This is a genomic window from Sphingobium bisphenolivorans, from assembly GCF_000412635.1.
GTDB classification, from domain to species: domain Bacteria; phylum Pseudomonadota; class Alphaproteobacteria; order Sphingomonadales; family Sphingomonadaceae; genus Sphingobium; species Sphingobium bisphenolivorans.
In genome coordinates, this window is sequence record NZ_ASTG01000024.1 from 23,675 (window position 1) to 44,996 (window position 21,322).

Consider the following 21,322-nt stretch of genomic DNA (forward strand, 5'->3'; position numbering starts at 1 on the left):
GCGGCTTCGGGACAGCCGCCGAAGCCGCGCCCCGCTCCTTGTCAGACGAAGGAGGCTTGGGTGATGGCCGCGGCGTCCGTGTTGGCGAGCCGCGCCAGTATGTCACCGCTGCCGCCATCGATCAGCAGACTGTCGCTGACCGACGCGCCATTGGTAGCCGGATCACCCTGTACGATTTGCAACGAGGCGAAAGTCAGGCTGCCGGGCAGCCGCAGATGATCGACACCCTGCTGGAAATCGGTGATCAGGTCCGCGACCGACAGGGTTTGGCCGTGCGGCGCCTCCAGAATGAAGAGGTCAGCGCCCGCGCCGCCGGTCAGCACATCGCGCCCCGCGCCGCCATCCAGCACATCGTCGCCGTCCAGCCCGCTCAGCAGATCGTTGCCGCTGTCGCCAAGCAGCAGGTCGGCGCCCGCCGTTCCCGTCAGTTGCACATCGCTGCTGATCGCCACGCCATTGGCGTCGAACGTCTGGACGAACACGCCCTCCGGCACGATCACCGGCTCGCGCACGCTGACCGTGCCGCCGATGGTGGAGCCGGGTGTCAGGCCACCAACGACCAGGATCGCCGAATAGTCATGGCCGACCAGCTGGTCGAGCAGTGCTTGCGGCACATGATAGAGCCCCTCCGCGTCCGCCGCCACATTGGCGATGCTGATCGCGCCCGTAGGCAGCACCGTCGCATTGGCGATGCCGTTGAGGCTGATCTGCGCATCGCTCGTCGTGGTGAGCTGGATGCCGACGCTCGTGGGGGTGCCGGCAACCGCATCGATGTGGAACGCCTCGGCATGCCCAGCCGCAGCCACGACGCCAAAGCCGCCCGGCCCGACCTGCAGGCTGCTGGACGCGCTGTGCGAAGCAGCGGTGCGATCGTAGCGGATATCCTCCAGCGAATAGACGCTCACATTCGCCGTCTGATTGGCCGCAAGCCCACTGACCGACAGAGCCAAGCGATTGTCGACAGCGAACTGGTCGAGGATCGCCTGCGTCACCTCGATCAGTCCGCCTTGCGGTATCAAGTTGACGATCTTCTGTGCCCCGTCGTCGCCCCTGCCGATCAGCGCGAAGCTGGTGCCGGCGGGTGCGCCTCCGACATAGATTTCACTCGGCTGACCCACGATCGTGACCGAGGTCAGGAACGGGTTGAAGACGATCTGCTGTCCCACCTCCTCGGGCGCAAGCGCGTAGCTGAGGGCATAATTGCCATTGTCCAGCGCCTGGAAGTCGAAGGCGAGCGTGTCGCCGTCATTGTCGGTGAGCTGCGAAGCGATGCCCTGCAGCTGGACCACGCCGCCCTGCTTGCTGCCGTCGGCGGCGAAACGCTGGAGAGCGAGGCCGTCGACGCTTTCGTCGCCGTCGACATCGACGATCCAGCTGACGACGAAGCCGCCACCTGCCACCGGGCTCAGGCGGAGCGCATTGTCCTCGTCGTCGGTGGAAACCGGGGCCGTGAGGTCGAGCCGCTCGATAGCGGTGCTGACCGCATTGCCATTCGCATCAAACATCTGGACATAGACGCCTTCCGCCGCAGCCACGGGGATGCGGGCGGCGATCGTACCTGCGATCACCGAGCCGGCGGTGAGGCCGCCGACGACCAGCATCGCCGAATAGTCCTGCCCCTCCAGCTGGTCGAGCAGCGCCTGCGGCACATGATAGAAGCCGTTGGCATCGGCCGTCACATTGGAGATGCTGATCGCACCTGTCGCGAGCCGCGTCGCGTTGGCGATGCCGTTCAGGTTGAGCGCGCCATCGTCGCCCGGCGTGATCTGGATGCTGACGTTGGCGGGGGTGCCGGTAACGACATCGATGCGGAACGCTTCTGCATGGTTGGCGGTCGCGATGACGCCGAAGCCCGCCGCCCCGACCTGGAGGCTGCTCGTCACATTCTGCAGCGCTCCGGTCGGGTCATATTGCACATCCTCGCGCGAATAGACGTCCACAGTCGCCGTCTGCCCCGTGGTGAGGCCGCTCACCGACAATGTCAGGCGGTTGTCGACAGCGAACTGATCAAGAATATCCTGGGTGATCTGAATCGCGCCGCCATTGGCGACGAGCGCCACCGTCTTGGGCTGGCCGTTACTGCCCATGCCGGTCAGCGCGAAGCTGGCATTGGCCGGCGCTCCGCCGACATAGAGGTCGATGGGCTGGCCGACGATGGTGGTCGTGGTCAGGGCCGTATTGAAGAGGATATGCCGGCCCACCTCCTCCGGCTCCAGTGCGAAGGCGAGCGCATAATTGCCATTGTCAAGCGCCTGGAAGTCGAAGGCGAGCGTGTCGCCGTCATTGTCGGCCAGCTGCGGCGCGATGCCCTGCAACTGCACGACGCCGCCCTGCTTGCTGCCGTCCGCAGCGAAGCGCTGCACTGCCAGGCCGTCCGCCTCGTCATCCACATTGGCATCGACCAGCCAGCTGACGACGAAGCCGCCGCCCGACACCGGGGTAACGCGCACCGCATTATCCTCGTCATCGGTAGAGAAGGGCGCACCGGCGATGTCGATGCGCTCGGCCGTTTCGCCGACCGCGACACCATTGGCGTCGAAGGTCTGGACGAACACGCCCTGCGGCACCGTCACCGGCTCGCGCACGGTCACGGCGGCGGTGAGGGTCGAGCCGGCGACAAGGCCGCCCACGCTGAAGAACAGGCGGTAGTCAGCACCCGCCAACTGGTCGAGCAGCGCCTGCGGCACGGCATAGTTGCCGTTCGCGTCGGCCGTCACATTATTGATCTGGATCGCGCCGTTCGAAAGCTTGGTGGCGTTCGCGATATTGGTCAGATCGATATTATAGTTGCCGAAACTGGGCGTGATCTGGATGCCCACGGACCCCGGCGCATTGGACGAACTGATGATGCGCAAGCTTTCGGCATAACCAAGCGGAGTGCCGATGGCGGCGCCGGTGCCCGTCAGCTGCGTGCTGACCTCCACCTGCGAAAGCGGGCCCCGCGGGTCATATTCCTGCTCCTCCAGCGTTGCGACAGAGCCGACGACATTCTGCCCGGAGGTCAGCCCGTTGACCCTCAGCGAGAGTCGATTGTCATATTGGAACTGCAACAGCAGCGTCTGGTCGATCTCGATGACTTTGTTGACCGGGGTGATGTTGACGGTCTTCTGCGTGCCGTCGGTGCCCAGGCCGACCAGGACGAAGCTCGCGTTGGCGGGCGCATTGTCGATGTAGATTTGGGTCGGCTGCCCGGCAAGCAGGACGGAGGGGAAATTGGGCGACAGGACGACACCGAAGCCCGTTTCCTCCGGAGCCAGGCCATAGACCAGCGCATAACCGCCATTGTCGAGCGCCTGGAAGTCGAAGGAGAGATCGTCATTTTCATTTTCGAGCAGTCGCTCGGAAATACCCCGGAGCAGGATGTTGCTACCCAGCTTGCTGCCGTCGGCGGCGAAACGCTGAATGGCGAGGCTGTCGGCTTCCTCGCCGCCGTCCACTACCCAGCTGACGGCAAAGCCGCCACTCGGCAGCGCCGTCAGCCGCAGCGCATTATCCTCGTCGTCGCTGTCGATCGGCGCGGTGGCCCCGTCTATGCGGCCGGCGGTATCGACAATCGGGGCTGTGGTGTAGAAATATTGGCCGGTCGCAGACGGCGCGCTGCTGTTGCCGGCGGCGTCCGTCGCCACTGCCGAGTAGCGTATCGCGCCCTCGCCAAGCTGGGCGATCTCGGCAGCGCTGAGCGCAACCGAGAAGGTCGTGCCGGCAATGACCGCCTGCTTGACCAGTGTCTGCGCGCCGACGAACGTCAGCGTGACACTGCTGCCGGCCTCCACCGTACCGGTTATGGTCGTGCCGTCGGCTGCTTCCCGCGCGGTCAGCAGCGCGCCGTCGGTCAGCGCCAATGCGGTCGGCGCGGTCGGCGGGGTCGTATCGAGCGTGACGATGGCGGGCAGCGAGGGCTGGCCCACGAGGCCGGCGGCGGAGACGAAGGAAGCCGTGATAGACTTGGCGCCATCTGCGCCCAACTCTGCGGCCGAGATGGCGATGGCGATCGAGCCGGTCGCGCCGGCGGCCGGGATGTCGGAGGCGGTCAGGACGATCGACTTGACTAGCGTGCCGCCGATCGAGAGGCGCAGCGTGTCGCCGGCCGCTACACCCGTGGAGGCGGCGTAGGTTACCGTCACCACCGATCCGTCGCTAGCTTCCGCCGCGGATATACGGGCGCCGTCATCGACCACGGGGCGGTCGGGCGCGCCAGGCGCGTTGGCGGCAGTTTCGGTGGGAACGATCACCTCCACCTGCGCGGCGGCGGCATCGATCTTCTCGCCGAGTGCCGCGCCCTGATAGCCGCTGCTGTCGAGCGCGGTACCACTGCCAATGGCCCCGCTCACATCATTGGCGAGCGTCTGTTGCGCGACGATCTGCGAGCTGGCGACAGCGGCGAGCGTGTCGAGCGCGCTGGTGCCGCTGGCCTGCTCGACCGAATCGTTGACGCTGGCAAGCGAACTGCTGATCGCCGCCGCCTGGGCCGTGATGGCGCTGCCGGCCGTCGAACCGCTGGCGTCTGCCACCGCTTGCACGATCTGGCTGAGCGTCGCGCTGCTCGACAGGTCAACGGCGCCGCCGGCGTCGATCTGCTCGACAATGGCGGCGACGGCGGCGGTGAGCCCGGTCTGCGCCCCGCCCGCAGCGCCCGCAGCCTCGCTCGCGCTCGCCATCACGGTCAGGATGTTGGCGACCTGGATCGCGGCCTTCTGCACCGCCACGGCGTTCGCCAGCGCGGCCGCGTCGGTGGATTGCGCCACCACGGCGATCGGATCGAAGCTCTTGAGGTCGAGCGCGGCGTCAAGTCCCAGCGCCGCCTTCACCTTTGCTTCGGCATCGGAAATCTGTGCCGCGCTGGCGCCCGATCCGGCGAGCGCTTCCACCAAGGTGGTGAGCGGCGTGACGACGGTCGAACCTTCAGGAGCGCTCAGCTGCCCTTCGAAGGCGATGCCGGTCGAAATGTCGGTCGTGAGATTGGTGCCGTTGCCAGCGACCAGCGGGGCCAGCACGATCCGGCCGGTCCCGAACAGATTGGCGAAATTGCCTAAGGCATCGGTGCTCGTGTGATATTCGGCGGTGAACTGCCCGTCGCCATTGGCATCGACGAAAGTCTCGCCCGCGTCACGCAGGCCGTTATTGTTGCTGTCGGTGAAGGCCTCATGATCCCACACCCCGTCATTGTCCGCATCGCGGAACACCAGCGCGTTGGCGATATAGCCGTCGATGGCCTGCCCGCTGCTGCCCGGATCGAAATTGACGCCGAGCGTAGCGGCGGTCGAGGCGTTCCCCGCAATGTCGGTGAAGGCACCCCCGGCCAGCGAAATGGCGATCGGTCCAGGCTGGGTGGCAGTGGGCGTCAGCGTGGCGGTATAGACGTTGGGGTTGGTGGGCGAGACGGCGAGGCCACTCAGCATGCCGCCGCTGATGCTGACATCGCTGGCGGTGAAACCGGCCGGCGCTTCGCTGAAGCTGAAGGTGAGGGTCGCGGTCTGGCCCAGCAGGAGGGTGGCGGGCGCGGCGCTGATCGCGACGGTCGGTGCGGTGGTATCTACCGTGATCGCCAACGCGGACGACATCGTGCTGACATTGCCCGCCTTGTCGGTCGCAGTGGCGGTGAGATTATGCACGCCTTGCGCCAGGGTGATGTCGATGCTGAAGCTGCCGTTGCTGCCGACGAGCACCGAGCCCAGGCTGGTGGTGCCGTCGCGCAGCGTTACCGTGGAGCCTGCCTCGGCATTGCCGGTGATGGTCAGCGCGCTGCCCTGGCTGGTAATCCGGTCGCTGCTGGAAACGCCGCTATCGTCCGCGGCGGCAAGCGCCAAGGCTGAGGGCGCGGCCGGCGCAGTGCTGTCCTTCTTGCCGCCGCCGCCACCTCCACCGGCTGCCGCAGCGACGCCGCCCGCCACTGCCAGACCGCCGAGGATCCCGTAGGCAAGACCATGCCCGCCGCTGCCCTCGACAGCCGCGGGCGCCGCCGATCCTGCAGCGGAACCCGCCGCTGCCTCCTGTGCCGCGGGAGCGCCGCTCATGTCGCCCAGAACCGTGCTTGACGGCGCAAAATAGGCGTCGGGCAACTGGACCGTCACCTCCGAACCGTGCCGCACATAATGCGCGTCATCGACCGTCTTGCCGGTGGCTTCATCGATGACGGTGACAAGGGCATCCTTGTCGGCAGCCACGATGTTGGCGCCCTTGGCGAGCGCGACCGTGCGGATCAGCTTTCCCGATTTGGTCGAAATCCTGGCAACGATCTTCATGTCCGAACTCCCCTGTTCTGCAAATTTTAGAAATGGATGGCTCAGCGCTCACGAAAGGCCTCCTCGACCTTGAGCACCGGCCGCAGGAAATAGTCCCACACCGTCCGCCGCCCGGTCAGGATCTCGACCGTCCCGGTCATGCCGGGGATGATCGGCAGTGTCTTGCCGTCATGGACGAGCGCCGACTGGCCGGTGCTGATCAGCACGCGGTAAAAGGCCTCCTCATTGGCCTTGCGGTCCTCGCGCAGCGTGTCGGGGCTGATCGTCTCGACCTTGCCCTTGAGCGCGCCGTAGATGAGATAATTATAAGCGGCGAGCTTGACCGTCGCCCCCTGCCCCGGCCGGATGAAGGCAACGTCGGACGGACGGATCTTGGCCTCGACCAGCAGCACGTCGCGGAAGGGCACGATCTCCAGCACCGGCGCGCCGGGTTGGACAACGCCGCCGATCGTCGTCACCTGCACATTCTTCACCGTGCCGCGCATCGGTGCGCGCAGCACCGTGCGATCCAGCGCGTCGCGGCGGCCGGTCACGACTTCGGATACCTGAGACAGTTCGCTTTCCACCTTGGACAGCTCGGTTCCGGCATCGGCGCGATAGCGGTTGGTGCGCTCGCTGATCTGCATCTGCGCTTCGTTGATCTGGCGGCGCAGGCGTAGCACATCGACTTCGGGCACCAGTCCGCGCGCGCTCATCGGTGCGGTGATCGCCAGCTCCCGGCGCATCAGTGCGATCGAACCCGACAGGCCGGCAGTCGATTGATCGACGGCGGCACGGCGGACCCGATAGGTCTCGCTTTCATACCGGATAAGATCGGCATCGCCTGCAATCTCCTGCGGAAACTGCAGCGGCAGGCCGGCGGCCTCGGCACGCAGCCGGGCAGCGGAGGCGAGCAGCGACCGGCGGCGGCGCTCCATCTCGTTGAAGGAGGATTCCGCGCGCGTCGGATCGATGACGATCAGCGGCTGCCCGGCTTCGACCAGATCGCCCTCATGCACCTTGAGCGCGGACACTATCCCGCCCTCCAGGCTCTGGATCACCTGCACCTTGCCGGACGGCACGATCTGCGCCGAGCCCATTGTGACTTCCTCCAGCACGGCGAAGCGCGACCAGATGAGCAGCGCGGCGACGAGAGCCAGCAGAAGCAGGGCAAAGGCAAGCCACGCCGGATGACGATCCTGCCGATTGGCGGCGGCAAGCGGCGCGCGGAGCGTGTCCGTCAGGCTCATGCGGCGGTCCTCACCTTGCCGTCGGAAAGCGCCTTCAGCACCGCCTCGCGCGGACCGTCGGCGACCACGCACCCCGCATCCATGACGATGACGCGGTCGACCACCGCCAGCACGCTATGCTTGTGGGTAACGATGACATAGCCCGCGCCGCGCTCCGCCAGCCCGGCGATCGTCCGCAGCAATTCGGCCTCGCTCTGCTGGTCCATGGCGGACGTCGGCTCATCGAACAGATAGATGCGCGCATCGGCCAGCAGCGCCCGGGCGACCGCCACGGCCTGGCGCTGCCCGCCCGACAGCGTATCCCCTCGCTCCCCCACGCCTCGATCGAAACCGAGCGGGTGGGTTGCGGCGAGCGCGGTGACGCCGGTCGCCTCCGCCACCTTCAGCATCTGCGGATCGCTGGTCCGGGGCGCGGCCACCAGCAGATTGTCGCGCAAGCTGCCGTGGAACAGCCGCGCGTCCTGCCCGACCAGCAGCAGCGTCGCACGGATGTCGGCCGGCTCGATAGCGGTCATATCGACGCCGTCGAGCAGCACCTGCCCTTCCTGGGGCCGGTACAGCGCGGCCAGCAAGCGCAGTAGCGTCGATTTGCCGCTCCCGATGCGGCCAAGCACGGCGATCCGCTCGCCCGGCCGGATTTTCAGCGAGATGTTGTCCAACGCGGCTCGCGTGCCTTCCTCATAGCGGAAGCTCGCCCCGCGAAGCTCCACGTCGCCACGCCAGCCGTCGCTCGAAAGCAGATGGCGGCCAGCGTCGCGGTCAAGCGGCAGCGCCATGATCCGGTTGAGGCTCGATAGCGCCGAGCGCACCTGCTGGAATCGAACGGCGAGGCCCGACAGCGTTACGAGCGGCGCCAGCGCGCGCGAGTTGAGCTGCACGCAGGCGACCAGCGCGCCAGCCGTCGCCTGCCCCGTGCTCGCGAGATAGACGCCCCAGGCGAGCATGATCGCCGCCGCGCCCTGCTGCACGGCCGTGGTGAGGTTGAGCGCCAGGTTCGACCAGCGCTGGCTGACCAGCGCGCGGTCGGCGATGAAGCCGCTCGACATCTCATGCCGGCGGCGCATCCGTTCCTCGGCACGCAGGGCTTTGAGCGTCTCCAGCCCCTCCAGGCTTTCGATGACGGTGCCGTGTCGCACGGCCGCCTCGCGCAGATTCTCGCGCGCCAGCCGGGCCATCGGGATCTGAACCAGCAGGGAGAGCGCCAGCACGGTGACAAAGGCGACCAGCGGCACCGCCACCAGTGCGCCGCCAATCATCGCACAGACGCCCAGGAACATCAGCGCGAAGGGCAGGTCGGCGATCGTCACAAGCGTTGCCGATGCGACGAAGCCGCGAACGGATTCAAATTCCTTCAGCACATTGGCGAAGGCGCCGGAGGATTGCGCCCGCGCTTCCAGCCGCGTCGCCAGCACCCGTGCGAACACCGCATCGCCCAGGATCAGGTCGATCTTCTTGCCGGCCGCGTCCAGCGCATGGCTGCGGATCGTGCGGGAGATGAACTCGAAGACCAGTGCCACGCCTACCCCCCCCAGCAGCGACCAGAGCGTCACGAAGGCGAGGTTGGGCAGGATGCGATCATAGACCGTCATCATGAAGATGATGCCGGCGAGCGAGAGGATGTTGATGACGGCAGACAGCGCCGCCGCTTCCTGAAAATAGCGCCGATGGCGCCAGAGCACCGGCCAGAACCAGCCTGATCCGCTGTCGGCGACCAGTTCGTCGGCGCGGCTGTCCGTCGATCGTGCGGGCCCGAGGCCGAGGCAGAGCGCCACCTGCTCCCTATCGACGACGGCGCCCGACGCGCTCACCAGCCTGTCCTCGGCGAGCCCCGTCACCGCCACGGCGGACCGGTCGTGCATCAGCGCCACGATCGGCAGCAGATCGGCGCTGACCACTCGCGCCGGTATCTCGCTGGCGCTGATGCCGAGGTCGGACAGCGCCTGCAGGATTTGCGCGCGGTCGCTCGCCATCCCCAGATGAGCCTGCAGCACCGCCCGGCTGACGGCCTGCCCCCGCAGCGCGAGACATTGCGCCAGCGCTTCCGGCAGCGACGGCGCTATCGGCACAAGCTCGCTCATTGGCGGTTTCCATCGACAATGGCGGGATAGATGCGTCCCAGCAGGCCCATCAGCTGATAGCGTGTCTGGGCGATGTCGAAGCGTTCGTTGACCAGCTGCGCCCGCACGTTGAAGCGCTCCAGTTCATAGCCCAGCAAGTCCAGGATCGTGCGGCGGCCTAGTCGAAACTGCTCGAACACGATGTTGCGCGCATCATCGGCGCGGCTGATCAATCCTTCCAGCGACGGCAGGCGGGCGCTTCGCTGCGCCTGAAAAGTCCAGAGCCGGCGAACCTGTGCACTGAGGGACGTGCGCGTCAGATCGGCACTCGCCTGAGCGGATTGCAAGCTGGCCTTTGCAGACTCATGGCGCGCCCTGCCGCCCCCGCTATCAAAGGGTAGCGCGCTCGCCCGCACGCGAAAGGCGAAGCCGTTGAGCAGGCGGGTGTCGCCGTCGACAGTCCGCTCCGATGTCCGCGCCCCTTCCAACGCCAGCTGTGGCACCCACCAATTGCGCGTGCCGCGAACGCTTTCCTTGCCTTCGGCTACCTCTATCTCGGCGATCCGGGAGGCTGGGCTCGCCAGCGCGAGCCGCTCGGCGCTTTCGGGACTATCGGGCAGCGCGCCGCCCAGATCCGGGGGGCTGCCCTGCGGTTCCACGGGGAAGGCGGCTACTTCGCGGATGCGGCCCTGCGCCTCGATCAAGGCGATCTGCCGCGTCTGCAGCGCGGTTTCGGCCTGTTCCAGCCGGGATTCGACCATCACCACGTCGGAGGTGCGCCCGCGATCATAGCTGGCAATGTCCACGACCAGCTGATCCAGCGTGCGGAGCGCCGCGACTTGCTGCTGCGAAATGGCGATCAGTTCGGCCGCGCGCGCATGATCGATCCAAGCGAGGCCAAGTTGCTGCGAAAGTTCTGCCAGTGCCGCCTGCTCCTGCACGCCCAGCAAATCGACGCGCAGCTTGCGGCGCCTTATTTCAGCCGGCGTGCGGCCGCCATCAAAGACGAGCTGGCTGATCTTCGCTTCGGGCAGCAAGGCGAAGCCGGATGGACGCGTGGAGTTGCCGTCGTCCCAGCCAATGTCGGTTTCCACCCCGAATTGCGGCCGATAACTGGACTTCGCAGCGCGCACATCCGCACGGCCGGCGCGGGTCGTCTGCTGCGCCGCGACGATCCGCGGATGGGCGCCGGCCATCTTCTCCAGCACCTGCTCGAATGTCTCGGCCCCCGCCGCCGAGGTCATCATGAGCGCGCCGGTCGTTAGCATCGCCCCAGTCCCGCGGCGTAACGCGCGCATGGGTGCCGCTCGCCTGACCTGCGAACAAGAGAGTGAAAAAAAGATGGCTCCCGCCCCGAAAATACCCCTGATTCGTGGAGGGATACAAAAGGCGGCGAAGCCTCACATCGCCCAAACAAGGTATGCGGGCGATTTGGACTGCAGTCGGGAGGGGTCTATCGGGGCGTCGCGAACCAGATGACGTGGCGCGCGCCCTTGCCGTTGCTGCGCGCCCTGACCGCGACCTCATCCACGGCAAAGCCGGCCGACCGTAGCCGGCGGGCGAAAGCATCATCGGGCGCCGCCGACCAGATGGCGAGAATGCCGCCGGGCTTCAGTGCCCGCCTCGCGATGCGGAGCCCCTCGCTCGAATAAAGCCGATCGTTGGAGGCCCGGGTGAGGCCGTCCGGACCATTGTCTACGTCGAGCAGGACCGCGTCGTATCTGGCCTGCGCATCGGCGATCACCAGCGCGACATCGCGCTCGGCAATATCGACGCGCGGATCATCGAGACATCCCGCAGCCAGGGTCGCCATCGGCCCGCGCGCCCATGCGATGATCTCCGGCACCAGTTCAGCTACGGTCACCCGATCGGCTGGACCCAGCCGCGCCAGCGCCGCGCGCAAGGTAAAGCCCATCCCATAGCCGCCGATCAGCAGGTGAAGGCCCTTGCGCCCCCGCAGCCTTTCGCACGCCATGATGGCAAGCGCTTCTTCCGAACCGCTCATGCGGCTGTTCATCAGTTCATTGCGATCGAGCACGATCATGAAGTCCGCGCCGCGACGGAAAAGCCGCAATTCCTCGCCGCCTGGCACCTGTGCCGTTCCAAGGAGTTCGCGTGGCTGCATGGTCGGCAAGCTTTCGGATGGGAAGGAGGATGGCGCGCCATACACGCTTCGGCGGGGAAGATGTAGCCCCGGCTTGACCCGACGGGCAGAGCAGCGCATCGCGCCGCCATGCGTTACTTTCTCGACACGGAATATAATGGCTTTGGCGGCGAGCTCATCAGTCTCGCGCTCGTTCCCGAACATGGCGATCAGGAGTTCTACACCTCGCTTCCCCTGCCCGAGGATATCCATCCCTGGGTCGCTCAGAATGTCATTCCCTATCTGCGCCATGTGCCACCCGGTGTCGACAATGAGATGAACCGGGCGGAGGCCGCGTGGCAGATCGCCCATTATCTTCAGGGTGACAGGGACCCGGTGATCGTCGCCGACTGGCCGGAGGATATCGCGCATTTTTGCATGCTGTTGCTCCCCGGCCCCGGCCAGATCGCCCCGGTGGGCAGCCTGCGCTTCGACTTCGTGGCAACGCCGGGTTTCAGCACGGCCAACAACAGCCGCGTGCCCCACAATGCCTTGCACGATGCACGCGCGCTCCGGACCTTCTGCGGCTGCTGATGCCAACGACCACGCCTGATAGCGCAAAGCAGCGCGGCTGCTGAACTCATCCGGAAAGAAGGCTGGCGGAGCTGCCAGACAAGGGCGAACCGCTCTGCCCATGATCCAGTGCGGCCTTTGACGTCATCTTCTCAGCTCAGGAGGGATTGCCACTCGGCCAAGGCGGCCGAGCGTCTGTCCCTGTAGGTTTTCCGGTCGACAAGGTAGCACTCCAGAGAAAAGCGCTTGTGAACATGGCCTGCACGGAGGCAAATTTCTGTAGCGCCTTCGCCTGCCGGAACCGAAGGATCGCGCGTTCCCGTCGTCGGAAAGGAAGGCGGACCGAACTGGATCCACCAGTAGCGCACCGTAAAGTGCCTGATATCGATCCCCCGTTCGTACAGCAGATCCTCCACATCCGCAGACTGAGCGGAAACCCGGCAATCCCGCTGCTGCCGTCCGAGCGGGCCAGGTGCGAGACCCGCGTCCCGGGAGGGACGACATGCCTGTTCATCAGATTGGAACGCGCGGGGGGGCCTCCCGGCCCCCATCAGAACCGTTGCGTCACCGACGCGCCGAATGTGCGCGGTACGCCCGTAAGGGATACGTTGAGGCCCAGCGAGTCAGCCAGGTCAATCACGACAGTGCGATAGCGCTTGTTGAAGATGTTGCGCATCCACAATGCGACTTCCGTGCTGGTTGCGCTGTGCGTCAGCGTCAGCCGGCCGTTGGCCAGCCCATAGCCTTCCTGGACGTGCCAATTCCTGGGCGACGACATCGCATCCTCATCCAGGTCGTTGGCGGACTTATAGGAATAGTCCCCGCTCGCCATGAGCTGGGTCGGCCCGTCGATGACAAGATAGGAGGCCGAAAGGCTCCCCCGCCATTTTGGGGTGTTCTGGAAGGTCTTGTCCGACAGGTCGCTCAGGATGACGGCGCCTGTCGTGGGGTTCCTCCCTACCTCGGCGAAATACCTAGTATATTTCGCGTCGACCAGGCTGCCAGTCGCGTTGATCGTGAGGCGGCTGGAGGGAGCCAAGGTGATTTCCACCTCGGCGCCCTTGATCGTCGACCCCGCAGCGTTGCGGATCGTCGAGAAAACCGCGCCCGAGGCCGGGTCCACCGTGGTAACGCTCCGCTGGAGATCGGTATATTTCGAATAATAGGCGGCCAGGTTGATGCGAAGCTTGCGATCGAACCAGTCCGACTTCACGCCCGCTTCCAGGCTGCGCACCTTTTCGGGGCGATAGCTGCTGAACGAGCCGGGGCGGACGGTGCCGTTGTTGATGCCGCCGCCCTTGAAGCCGGTCGAATAGGTCACATAGGTCAGAATATCGGGCGTGGGCTTGTAGCTGGCGCGCATCAAATAGGACAGGTTGCTGGCCTCCACGCTGAAGCGGGCCAGGCAGGTGCCGTTGATACGGTCGGCGACCGGGATTTGACAGCCCGCTCCATCAGTATTGCGCGACACCTGCCCCTTCTTTTCCTTGGTGTATCGCAGGCCGCCGGTCACCGCCAGCTGATCGGTGAACTGGAAGGTCGCCTGGCCGAAACCCGACAGGCTTTCCGCCGACAGATCATTGCGGATGCGATTGGGGTTGCGCGGATTCAGCGCGGGCAGGGAGATGCTGTCATTATTGTCGAACCCCGACGTCGTGTAATAATAGGCGCCGACAATATAATCGAGCCGATCATCGACGGCATTGCCGAGCAACTGGAACTCCTGAGTGAACTGCTTCAACGACTGGTCATTGGAGGCGAGCAGCCCGTCGACCGAGGTGCCATCCAGGTCCTGGATATCGGCTTTCCTGATCCAGCGGTGCGCCGTGATCGACCGCAGCGTCGCGCCGCCCAGGTCGAGGGACACGTCCAGCGAAATGCCGGCCGTCTTCACCCGGTCGTCCTGACGCGTCGAATAGGCCCGGTCGCGCGTGTTGGGCGGGACGCCGGCGCCGGGTTCCAGCGCCGCCAAGGCTGGAACATTGGCAAGAGGGACGCGGCGCTGCGCCGCAAACTGACGCGCGAAGCTGGTGTTGGGGAAAACGCCGATCAGCTGATAGGCCGAACCATTGCTGGTGCCGCGGCTGTAATCGCCGCGCACGGTGGCCGTCACCGCGCCGGCCTCGCCGCGAACCGCGCCCCGAAAAACATAGGATTTGGCGTTCCCTAGCTTGTCCCCGCTGATCAGATCCCGCTGGAATCCGTCTTCATTCGTGAATCCGCCGACGAAGCGGCTGTTCAGTCCCTCGCCCAGCGGCAGGTTCACCACCGCGTTGATGCTGCGATGTCCGAAATTGCCGATGCTCGCGCCGACCTGCCCTTCGAACTCGTCGGTCGGCGCGGCAGACGTAATGCTGATGGCGCCGCCGGTAGTATTACGCCCGTACAGCGTCCCCTGCGGTCCCTTGAGCACCTCGACCCGGTCGACGTCCAGGATGTTGCCGAGCGCAAAGCCCAGTGTCGATGGCAGGAACACATCGTCGAGATAGACGCCCACCGCGGGATCCAGCCTCAACACGGTGTTCCCCGTCTGCATCCCGCGCATGCTGACCAGCGCGCCGAAGACCGGGCTGGCGGCGGCGGGGTCCGTGTTCATGCCCGGCGTCACGCGCGACACGTCGCTCAGGCTGCGCACGCCTAGCTGTTCCAGCCGCTCGCCCGACAGGGCGGTTATCGCGATGGGCACATTCTGCGCCGCTTCCGATTTGCGCTGAGCGGTCACCACGATGTCGGCGATGCCGACGCCCGATTGCGCTTCCTGCGCGGTGGCCATGCCGGCCTGAACGCCCAACGCCATGACTGAAGACGCGCACATGAACCTGAACAGCATATTTCCTCTCCCCTATCCCGTCTTTTTGATCATTGGGATTGTCTTGTCGTCGCCGGCTGACCGGCTTGTCGACGGCGCGGCTCGCCGCCGTGGATTTAGTGAAAGGTCGTAGTTCCGGCGGCCGCAGGCGCGGGCTGGGCGCCGCGGACGACGCCGCCCGGCAGCGCGCCGGTCGGTTCGCCTTCGCGATAGGTCACAACGCCGCTCTGGATCGTCGCGACATAGCCATGCGCACGCTGCACCACCCGGCGACCGCCGCTCGGCAGGTCGCGCACCACTTCGGGCACGCACAGCTGGAGACGATCGAAATCGATGATGTTGAGGTCGGCCTTGTATCCCGGCGCGATGACGCCGCGGTCCAGCAATCCGATCATGCGGGCATTGTCCGATGTCATCGCCTTCACGATCTGTTCGACGGGAAGACGGGGACCACGTGTGCGGTCCCGCCCCCAATAGGACAGCATCGTCGTCGGAAAGCTGGCGTCGCAGATCACGCCGCAATGCGCGCCGCCGTCACCCAGCCCGAATATCGTATCCTTGTGCTGGAGCATCTCATAGGACGGATCGAGGGAGCCATAGGCATAGTTCTGCGCCGGTTCGAACAGGATGCCGCGGCCGCCATTTTCCAGCATCAGGTCATAGGCGATCGCCTCGGCCGCCTTGCCGGTCGCTTTGGCCCGCTCCTTCAGGCTGTCGCGCATGTCCGGCTCGTACGTCGGCGGATCGGTCATCTCGAAGATATAGCCATAGTCGCGGCCGGGGCCGTGATCCTGCGTGCGCGCCTGCGCGGACTCCTCCAGGATGCGGTCCCTGACCTGCGGGTCGCGCAGCGTGGCGATGCGCTGGTCGAAGGGCAGGTCGGCGAGCGCGTCGTAGCTGGGGCAGCCGGTAAAGGGGCTGAGAGTCAGGTCGAAGCCGAGCAACACGCCTGTGGGGCGACCCATCACCTGCGCCCGGATCGGAAGACCTGCGTTGCTGGCCTGTTCGGTCAGCTCCAGCAGGTAGCGCCAGCCTTCGGGATTATTGTGCTTTTGCGCCAGCGAATAGGACATGGGGCGGCCGGACCGCTCGGTCAGGCGGCGGAACATCGCGAACTCGCCTTCGATATCCTGGAACAGCTCGAAGTCGGAAAGCACCTGGAAAACACCCTGTCCCGCCTGCTTCATCGCCTGAAGGATGCCGTCCAGTTCGTCCTCCGCCGCCCGTACGGTTGGGATAGGCTCGCCGGTGACGCTCTTTTGCTGCACGGCACGGGACGTGGCGAAACCGACCGCGCCCGCGTCGATGGCTGCCTTTACTAAATCGGCCATCTGGCTGATATCTTGCGCGGTGGCCTCTTCCCGGCGGATGGCGCGATCGCCCATCACGAACACGCGCAACGGGGAATGAGGCACCATCGCCGCGATATCAACATCATGCGGTCGAGCCGCCACTGCATCCAGATATTCCGGGAAGCTCTGCCAGTTCCACTTAAGCCCTTCGGTCATCACGACCTCGGGAATGTCTTCGACGCCCGCCATCAATTCGACGAGAGCTTCATGATCGGTAGGATGGCAGGGCGCGAAGCCGACGCCGCAGTTGCCGGTCACAATCGTCGTGACGCCATGATTAGAAGACGGCGCCATGCGGCTTTCCCAAGTGACCTGGCCGTCATAATGGGTGTGAATGTCGACAAATCCGGGCGTGACGGTTAGACCACGCGCATCCATAATGCTGGCGCCATCAACTTCGATGTCTTCGGCTACCGCGGCAATGATACCGTCTTCGACTAGAATGTCCGCCCGGCATGCAGGTGCTCCGCTGCCGTCAACAACGGTCCCGCCTCGAATGAGAATTCTTTTATTATCGCTCATCATCGCCTCTGCCTGTCGGCACGTTCGACCGCGCCTCATTCCGCCGATGATCGTGTCGGGATAAGGGAGGGCCTGTCAATCGACGCCGACCCTCATTGCTGTCGACGCCCGGCCATGATGTCGGATCCCGGCCATTCTATCGATTCTCCCCCCCCCCTCGCGGCGCTGGCCGTCGGCGCACATGCCGCCCAGGAAATAACCGATACGAAGAGCCTTTGGCGAGCCAGCAGGCACATTGCGGCGCTGATCGACATGCGGCCGAAAACGCGATGCCCGCCCGTATCTTCTCAAGCTCATCACAAACTGATAGGCTGATGTGTCGACAAGCGGACAATTGCTGCGACAGTGGAGCTGTGTGAAATTTAGGGGAGAGGGATTGCCCATGATGAGTAATTCCCCGTTTGAGAGGCTCACCGAAAAGTCGGCGAACACGTCGCTCGGCCGAGTCGAGATCATGGGACTTTGTCTGCCGGAGCCGGTGGATAAGTGCCTTGGAATTTCGCGGGAACATCTGCTCTATCTTCATCTCACGCCACGCCTCAATGGTGCCCGCGCGAGCTTCGTAGACCGATGGGCCAAAAATCGTTTCGAGGACGTCGGCCAAGTATTTATTCGACCCGCGGGTTTTGCGACTCATTTCCGGGCCGATCCGGGCCTGCCGCGCTTCATCATCTGCCGGCTCGATCCAGCACGCCTGGCCACATGGTTCGACGAGACGGCATCGGCTCTCGATCAGCGATTGGCCGGCAGCCTGAATGTGCGGTCGGCTCGCGTGAGCGCGCTACTTCGTCGGCTGGTTCAGGAATTGCGCCAGCCCGGTCTGGCCAGCGAAGCGGTGATCGAACTGTCCATTGCGCAGATATCGATCGAACTTGATCGTTTCTACTTCGCGATTGCCGCGCGGACGAATGGCGGCCTGCCTCAATGGCGCCTCAAGCTGATAGACGAGAGATTGTCGCAGTATGGGGCGCCGCCCACCCTCGCCGAGCTCGCCCAGTTGGTGAATCTGTCCGTGCGCCAACTGACGCGCGCCTTTCGTACCAGTCGGGGCATGTCCCTTGGCACCTACATGGAAGAAAGGCGGATTCAACAGGCCCGCCAGCTGCTGAGCAGTGACATCGAAATCAAGGAGGTAGCCGCCAAGCTGGGATTTGCGTCCCCCTCCAGCTTTACCTATATGTTCAGGAACGCCACAGGGGAAACTCCACGAGATTACCGCCAGCATGGCTGAGGCCTGGAATTACGCGAACACGGTGCACTGGCGCGCTCGTGAACCGGAGCTTGCCCCCTAATTCAGCCCTCATCGACATGCGCGACAATGGCGCGGCCCTGGCATCACGTCGACCTCGTGGACAACGGCAGCAGTTAAGGAGACACTGACGGAGCGGGATTTTCATCGCAAGGCCATCTTGATTACGGCGCCGGTCGCGAGAGCGCAGACCTTTTCGTCGCTCGCGGCGCGTCAGTATAATCGTGGATATTGAAGAGGAATGGCTGCAAGAACGAAGGAGGCGCTCGAAATGCTCGCGGCCGCGCGAAGGCGTTGACCTGCAACATCGCCAGCGCGATGCATGCATCGCGGCCGTGCAGGCGGCGGTGGACGCCATCGATCGACTGGACGTCCCGACCAATGTTACAGGCGTGCTTTCGACGGGCAAGTTCGGCGACCTCGACGAAGCGGAGGTCGCCCTCGTTTGAAGGTGAACGTTTTTGGGCCGCTGTTTCTTTGTCAGCCCGCTCTGCCCCATCTGATCGCCAGTCACGGCAACATCGTCAACGTCGCCTCCAGGGGATCCAGGGCAGTGCCAATATCGCGCTGTATACCGCCTCCAAGGTTGCACTCACTTTGCTCACCCGAGCGGCCCGTGGTGAGGAAGTGTCGACATCCGGTAGTGCTGCCTGGGGCAGCAAAGAATGTGCCGCAGAATTATCCGGTGTTAGTCCCGGTCGGATTCTCTGCGCTACCGAAGCGAAGTGAACGCACGCGGATTTGCGCCATACTCGACGAAAAATCTCGTAACGTGCTGATATGCGACACTAGCTGGCGGAGCGGGAGGGATTCGAACCCTCGATACGCTTTTGACGTATACTCACTTTCCAGGCGAGCGCCTTCGACCACTCGGCCACCGCTCCGCATTGCACTGGAAGTGCGGCTCCCTATCGTGCAGCGGGCCTATAGGCAAGGGGATGCTTTACTTTCCTTTTCGTCAGCGCTCCCAATGCCCACATGAGAGGGTAGCGAAGCCACAAAAAAGAGGATGGTCATGATCATCGGCACCCTCAAAGAGATCAAGAACCATGAATATCGCGTCGGCCTGACGCCCGAGAGCGTGCATGAGCTGACCGCGCATGGGCATCAGGTGCTGGTGGAGAGCGGTGCGGGCGAAGGCATCGGCGCGCATGACCCGCTCTACGCGCGCGCTGGCGCGACGATCGTCAAAGATGCGGCGGACATTTTCGCGAGGGCGGAGATGATCGTGAAGGTCAAGGAGCCGCAGTCTGAAGAACGCGCCCAGCTTCGCCGCGGGCAGATACTCTACACATATCTGCACCTCGCGCCCGATCCCGAGCAGACGCACGACCTGATCGCGTCGGGCGCTACCTGCATCGCCTATGAGACGGTGACCGACGCCAATGGCGGGCTGCCGCTGCTCAAACCGATGAGCCAGGTCGCCGGCCGCATGGCGATCCAGGCGGGCGCGACGGCGCTCGAAAAGGCGCATGGCGGGCGCGGCGTGCTGCTGGGTGGTGTGCCCGGCGTGCTGCCGGCGAAGGTGTGCGTGATCGGCGGCGGCGTGGTCGGTTTCAACGCGGCGCAGATGGCGGCGGGCCTTGGCGCCGACGTCACCATATTGGACCGGAGCCCGGAAGTGCTGGAGCGGCTCGGCATCTATTTCGAGGCGCGGGCGAAGACGCGCTTTTCCAACCGCGCCAATCTGGCCGAATGCGTGGAGGAAGCGGATCTGGTGATCGGCGCCGTGCTGATCCCGGGCGCCGCCGCACCCAAACTGGTGAGCGCCGACATGCTCAAGACGATGAAGAAGGGTGCGGTGCTGGTCGACGTCGCGATCGATCAGGGCGGCTGTTTCGAAAGCAGCCACCCGACCACCCATGACGATCCCACCTATATCGTTGAGGGAATCGTCCATTATTGCGTCGCCAACATGCCGGGCGCGGTTGCGCGCACCAGCACCTATGCGCTCAACAATGTGACCCTGCCCCACGCCCTACGCATTGCCGATCTCGGCTGGAAGGAAGCCCTGCGCCAGGACCGGCATCTGCTCAACGGCCTGAATGTGTGGGACGGAAAGATCACCTACAGGGCCGTGGCCGAGGCACTCGACCTGCCTTTTGCGGCACCTGAAGACGCGATCGCCTGAAGCGACGCCCGCCTGATCCATAGCACTCTCGACCTGCCTTGCGGGTTAGCCGCGCTCGTTCGTCTTGATGGGCGGGGGCAGCCATGTTCGCGCCCCCTCAGGCACAATCCCGCCGAAGAGAGGCATGGTACCAAGATGGTCGATCGAACATTTCCCGCCGCCTTCCTGCCGAATGACGCTGCCCGCCCCATTTTCGCCAGCGGCGTTCCAGCGGGAGGGCGCGGCTGATGCATGGCGAGATGATGAACTGGCTGGCGCCCCTTGCCGCCATGCTGTGCGCGGGCCTGGTCGCGGGATTCGCGGCAGGCATTTTCGGCATCGGCGGCGGTTTCGTTGTGGTGCCTGCCTTGCTGGTCGTGCTGCCGCTGCTCGGCGGGACGCACGAGGCCATCGCCCACGTCGCGATCGGCACATCGGCCGCGACCATCATCGTCACCTCGATCCGGTCGCTGTTGGCCCATGCCAAGCGCGGCGCGGTGGAGTTCGAAGTATTGAAGGCCTGGGCACCCTGGATCGTGCTAGGCTGCGGCGCCGGCGTGCTGCTGGCGGGGCATGTCGATGGCGACACGCTCAAGATGATCTTTGCGACCGGCGTGGCGCTGATGTCGCTTAATTTCCTGCTTCCCAGCATCAGCGGCAAGGTCGTAAGCGACACCATGCCCTCGGGCATCGTGCGCATGGGGATCGCAGGCGGCCTGGGCACCTTCTCCTCGCTGCTGGGGATCGGCGGCGGTGTGATCGCGATCATGGTGATGACCTTGTGCGGCCGGACCATTCACCGCGCCATTGCGACGGCGTCGGGCATCGGCACGCTGATCGCGATCCCGACGACCATCGGCTTTGCCATCATCGGCTTTCGCGAAACCGGCCTGCCTTGGGGGTCGCTGGGCTATATCAACGTGCCCGCGACGCTCGCCATCGCGTCGATGTCGATGCTGACCGCGCCCCTTGGCGTCGCCGCAGCCCACAGCCTGCCCGCCGGTCCGCTCAAGAAAATCTTCGGCGTCTATCTGATCGTGATCGCCGTCGTCATGTTCCGCAATGCGATGAAGCTGTAAATCCCCGCACTTCGGCG

General features: G+C 65.0%; 11 protein-coding genes, 1 tRNA gene and 1 pseudogene. 4 read left to right on the plus strand and 9 right to left on the minus strand.

What is annotated here, in order from left to right; all coding sequences use genetic code 11:
* Nucleotides 1-41: 41 nt before the first annotated feature.
* The 5 genes from L858_RS0115870 to L858_RS0115890 all read right to left on the minus strand — a co-directional run bounded on the left by L858_RS0115870 (nt 42) and on the right by L858_RS0115890 (nt 11,653).
* The gene (locus L858_RS0115870; RefSeq protein ID WP_022684134.1) at nt 42-6,242 is read right to left on the minus strand and encodes an Ig-like domain-containing protein; all 6,201 of its coding nucleotides are present in this window, start codon (nt 6,240-6,242) and stop codon (nt 42-44) included.
* Nucleotides 6,243-6,283: 41 nt separating this feature from the next.
* A complete protein-coding gene (locus tag L858_RS20375; protein WP_022684135.1) occupies nt 6,284-7,471 on the minus strand; it encodes an HlyD family type I secretion periplasmic adaptor subunit in 1,188 nt (395 codons plus the stop codon).
* Nucleotides 7,468-9,549 carry a type I secretion system permease/ATPase gene (locus tag L858_RS20380; RefSeq protein ID WP_022684136.1) on the minus strand — a complete coding sequence of 694 codons (2,082 nt, stop codon included), beginning with the start codon at nt 9,547-9,549 and terminating at the stop codon, nt 7,468-7,470. Before L858_RS20380 ends, L858_RS20375 begins: the two co-directional genes overlap by 4 nt.
* The gene (locus L858_RS0115885; protein WP_022684137.1) at nt 9,546-10,796 is read right to left on the minus strand and encodes a TolC family protein; all 1,251 of its coding nucleotides are present in this window, start codon (nt 10,794-10,796) and stop codon (nt 9,546-9,548) included. The genes L858_RS20380 and L858_RS0115885 overlap by 4 nt, the downstream gene beginning before the upstream one ends.
* 185 nt (nt 10,797-10,981) lie before the next feature.
* A complete protein-coding gene (locus tag L858_RS0115890; RefSeq protein ID WP_022684138.1) occupies nt 10,982-11,653 on the minus strand; it encodes a spermidine synthase in 672 nt (223 codons plus the stop codon).
* A gap of 108 nt (nt 11,654-11,761) precedes the next feature.
* On the opposite strand from L858_RS0115890, the gene L858_RS0115895 reads away from it, so the two are divergent.
* Nucleotides 11,762-12,205: a hypothetical protein gene (locus tag L858_RS0115895; protein ID WP_022684139.1), complete on the plus strand. Its 444-nt coding sequence runs from the start codon at nt 11,762-11,764 to the stop codon at nt 12,203-12,205.
* Nucleotides 12,206-12,336: 131 nt separating this feature from the next.
* Here the strand turns inward: L858_RS0115895 and L858_RS22560 are convergent.
* The 3 genes and pseudogenes from L858_RS22560 to L858_RS0115905 all read right to left on the minus strand — a co-directional run.
* Nucleotides 12,337-12,521, minus strand: a pseudogene (locus tag L858_RS22560) (IS6 family transposase); the annotation flags it as partial.
* Nucleotides 12,522-12,734: 213 nt separating this feature from the next.
* Nucleotides 12,735-15,014, minus strand: coding sequence for a TonB-dependent receptor (locus L858_RS0115900; protein WP_022684140.1), 2,280 nt, complete (start codon nt 15,012-15,014; stop codon nt 12,735-12,737).
* Nucleotides 15,015-15,109: 95 nt separating this feature from the next.
* A complete protein-coding gene (locus L858_RS0115905; protein WP_338010742.1) occupies nt 15,110-16,723 on the minus strand; it encodes an N-acyl-D-amino-acid deacylase family protein in 1,614 nt (537 codons plus the stop codon).
* 526 nt (nt 16,724-17,249) lie between these two features.
* Here L858_RS0115905 and L858_RS21045 point away from each other — a divergent pair.
* The gene (locus L858_RS21045) at nt 17,250-18,098 is read left to right on the plus strand and encodes a helix-turn-helix transcriptional regulator (protein ID WP_022684142.1); all 849 of its coding nucleotides are present in this window, start codon (nt 17,250-17,252) and stop codon (nt 18,096-18,098) included.
* Nucleotides 18,099-18,909: 811 nt separating this feature from the next.
* Here L858_RS21045 and L858_RS0115920 read toward each other — a convergent pair.
* Nucleotides 18,910-19,000: transfer RNA gene (locus L858_RS0115920), tRNA-Ser, on the minus strand.
* Nucleotides 19,001-19,131: 131 nt separating this feature from the next.
* On the opposite strand from L858_RS0115920, the gene ald reads away from it, so the two are divergent.
* Both ald and L858_RS0115930 read left to right on the plus strand, forming a co-directional pair.
* Nucleotides 19,132-20,247, plus strand: coding sequence for an alanine dehydrogenase (ald, locus tag L858_RS0115925; RefSeq protein ID WP_022684144.1), 1,116 nt, complete (start codon nt 19,132-19,134; stop codon nt 20,245-20,247).
* 227 nt (nt 20,248-20,474) lie between these two features.
* Nucleotides 20,475-21,305, plus strand: a complete 831-nt coding sequence (locus tag L858_RS0115930; RefSeq protein ID WP_022684145.1) for a sulfite exporter TauE/SafE family protein — start codon at nt 20,475-20,477, stop codon at nt 21,303-21,305.
* Nucleotides 21,306-21,322 lie beyond the last annotated feature (17 nt).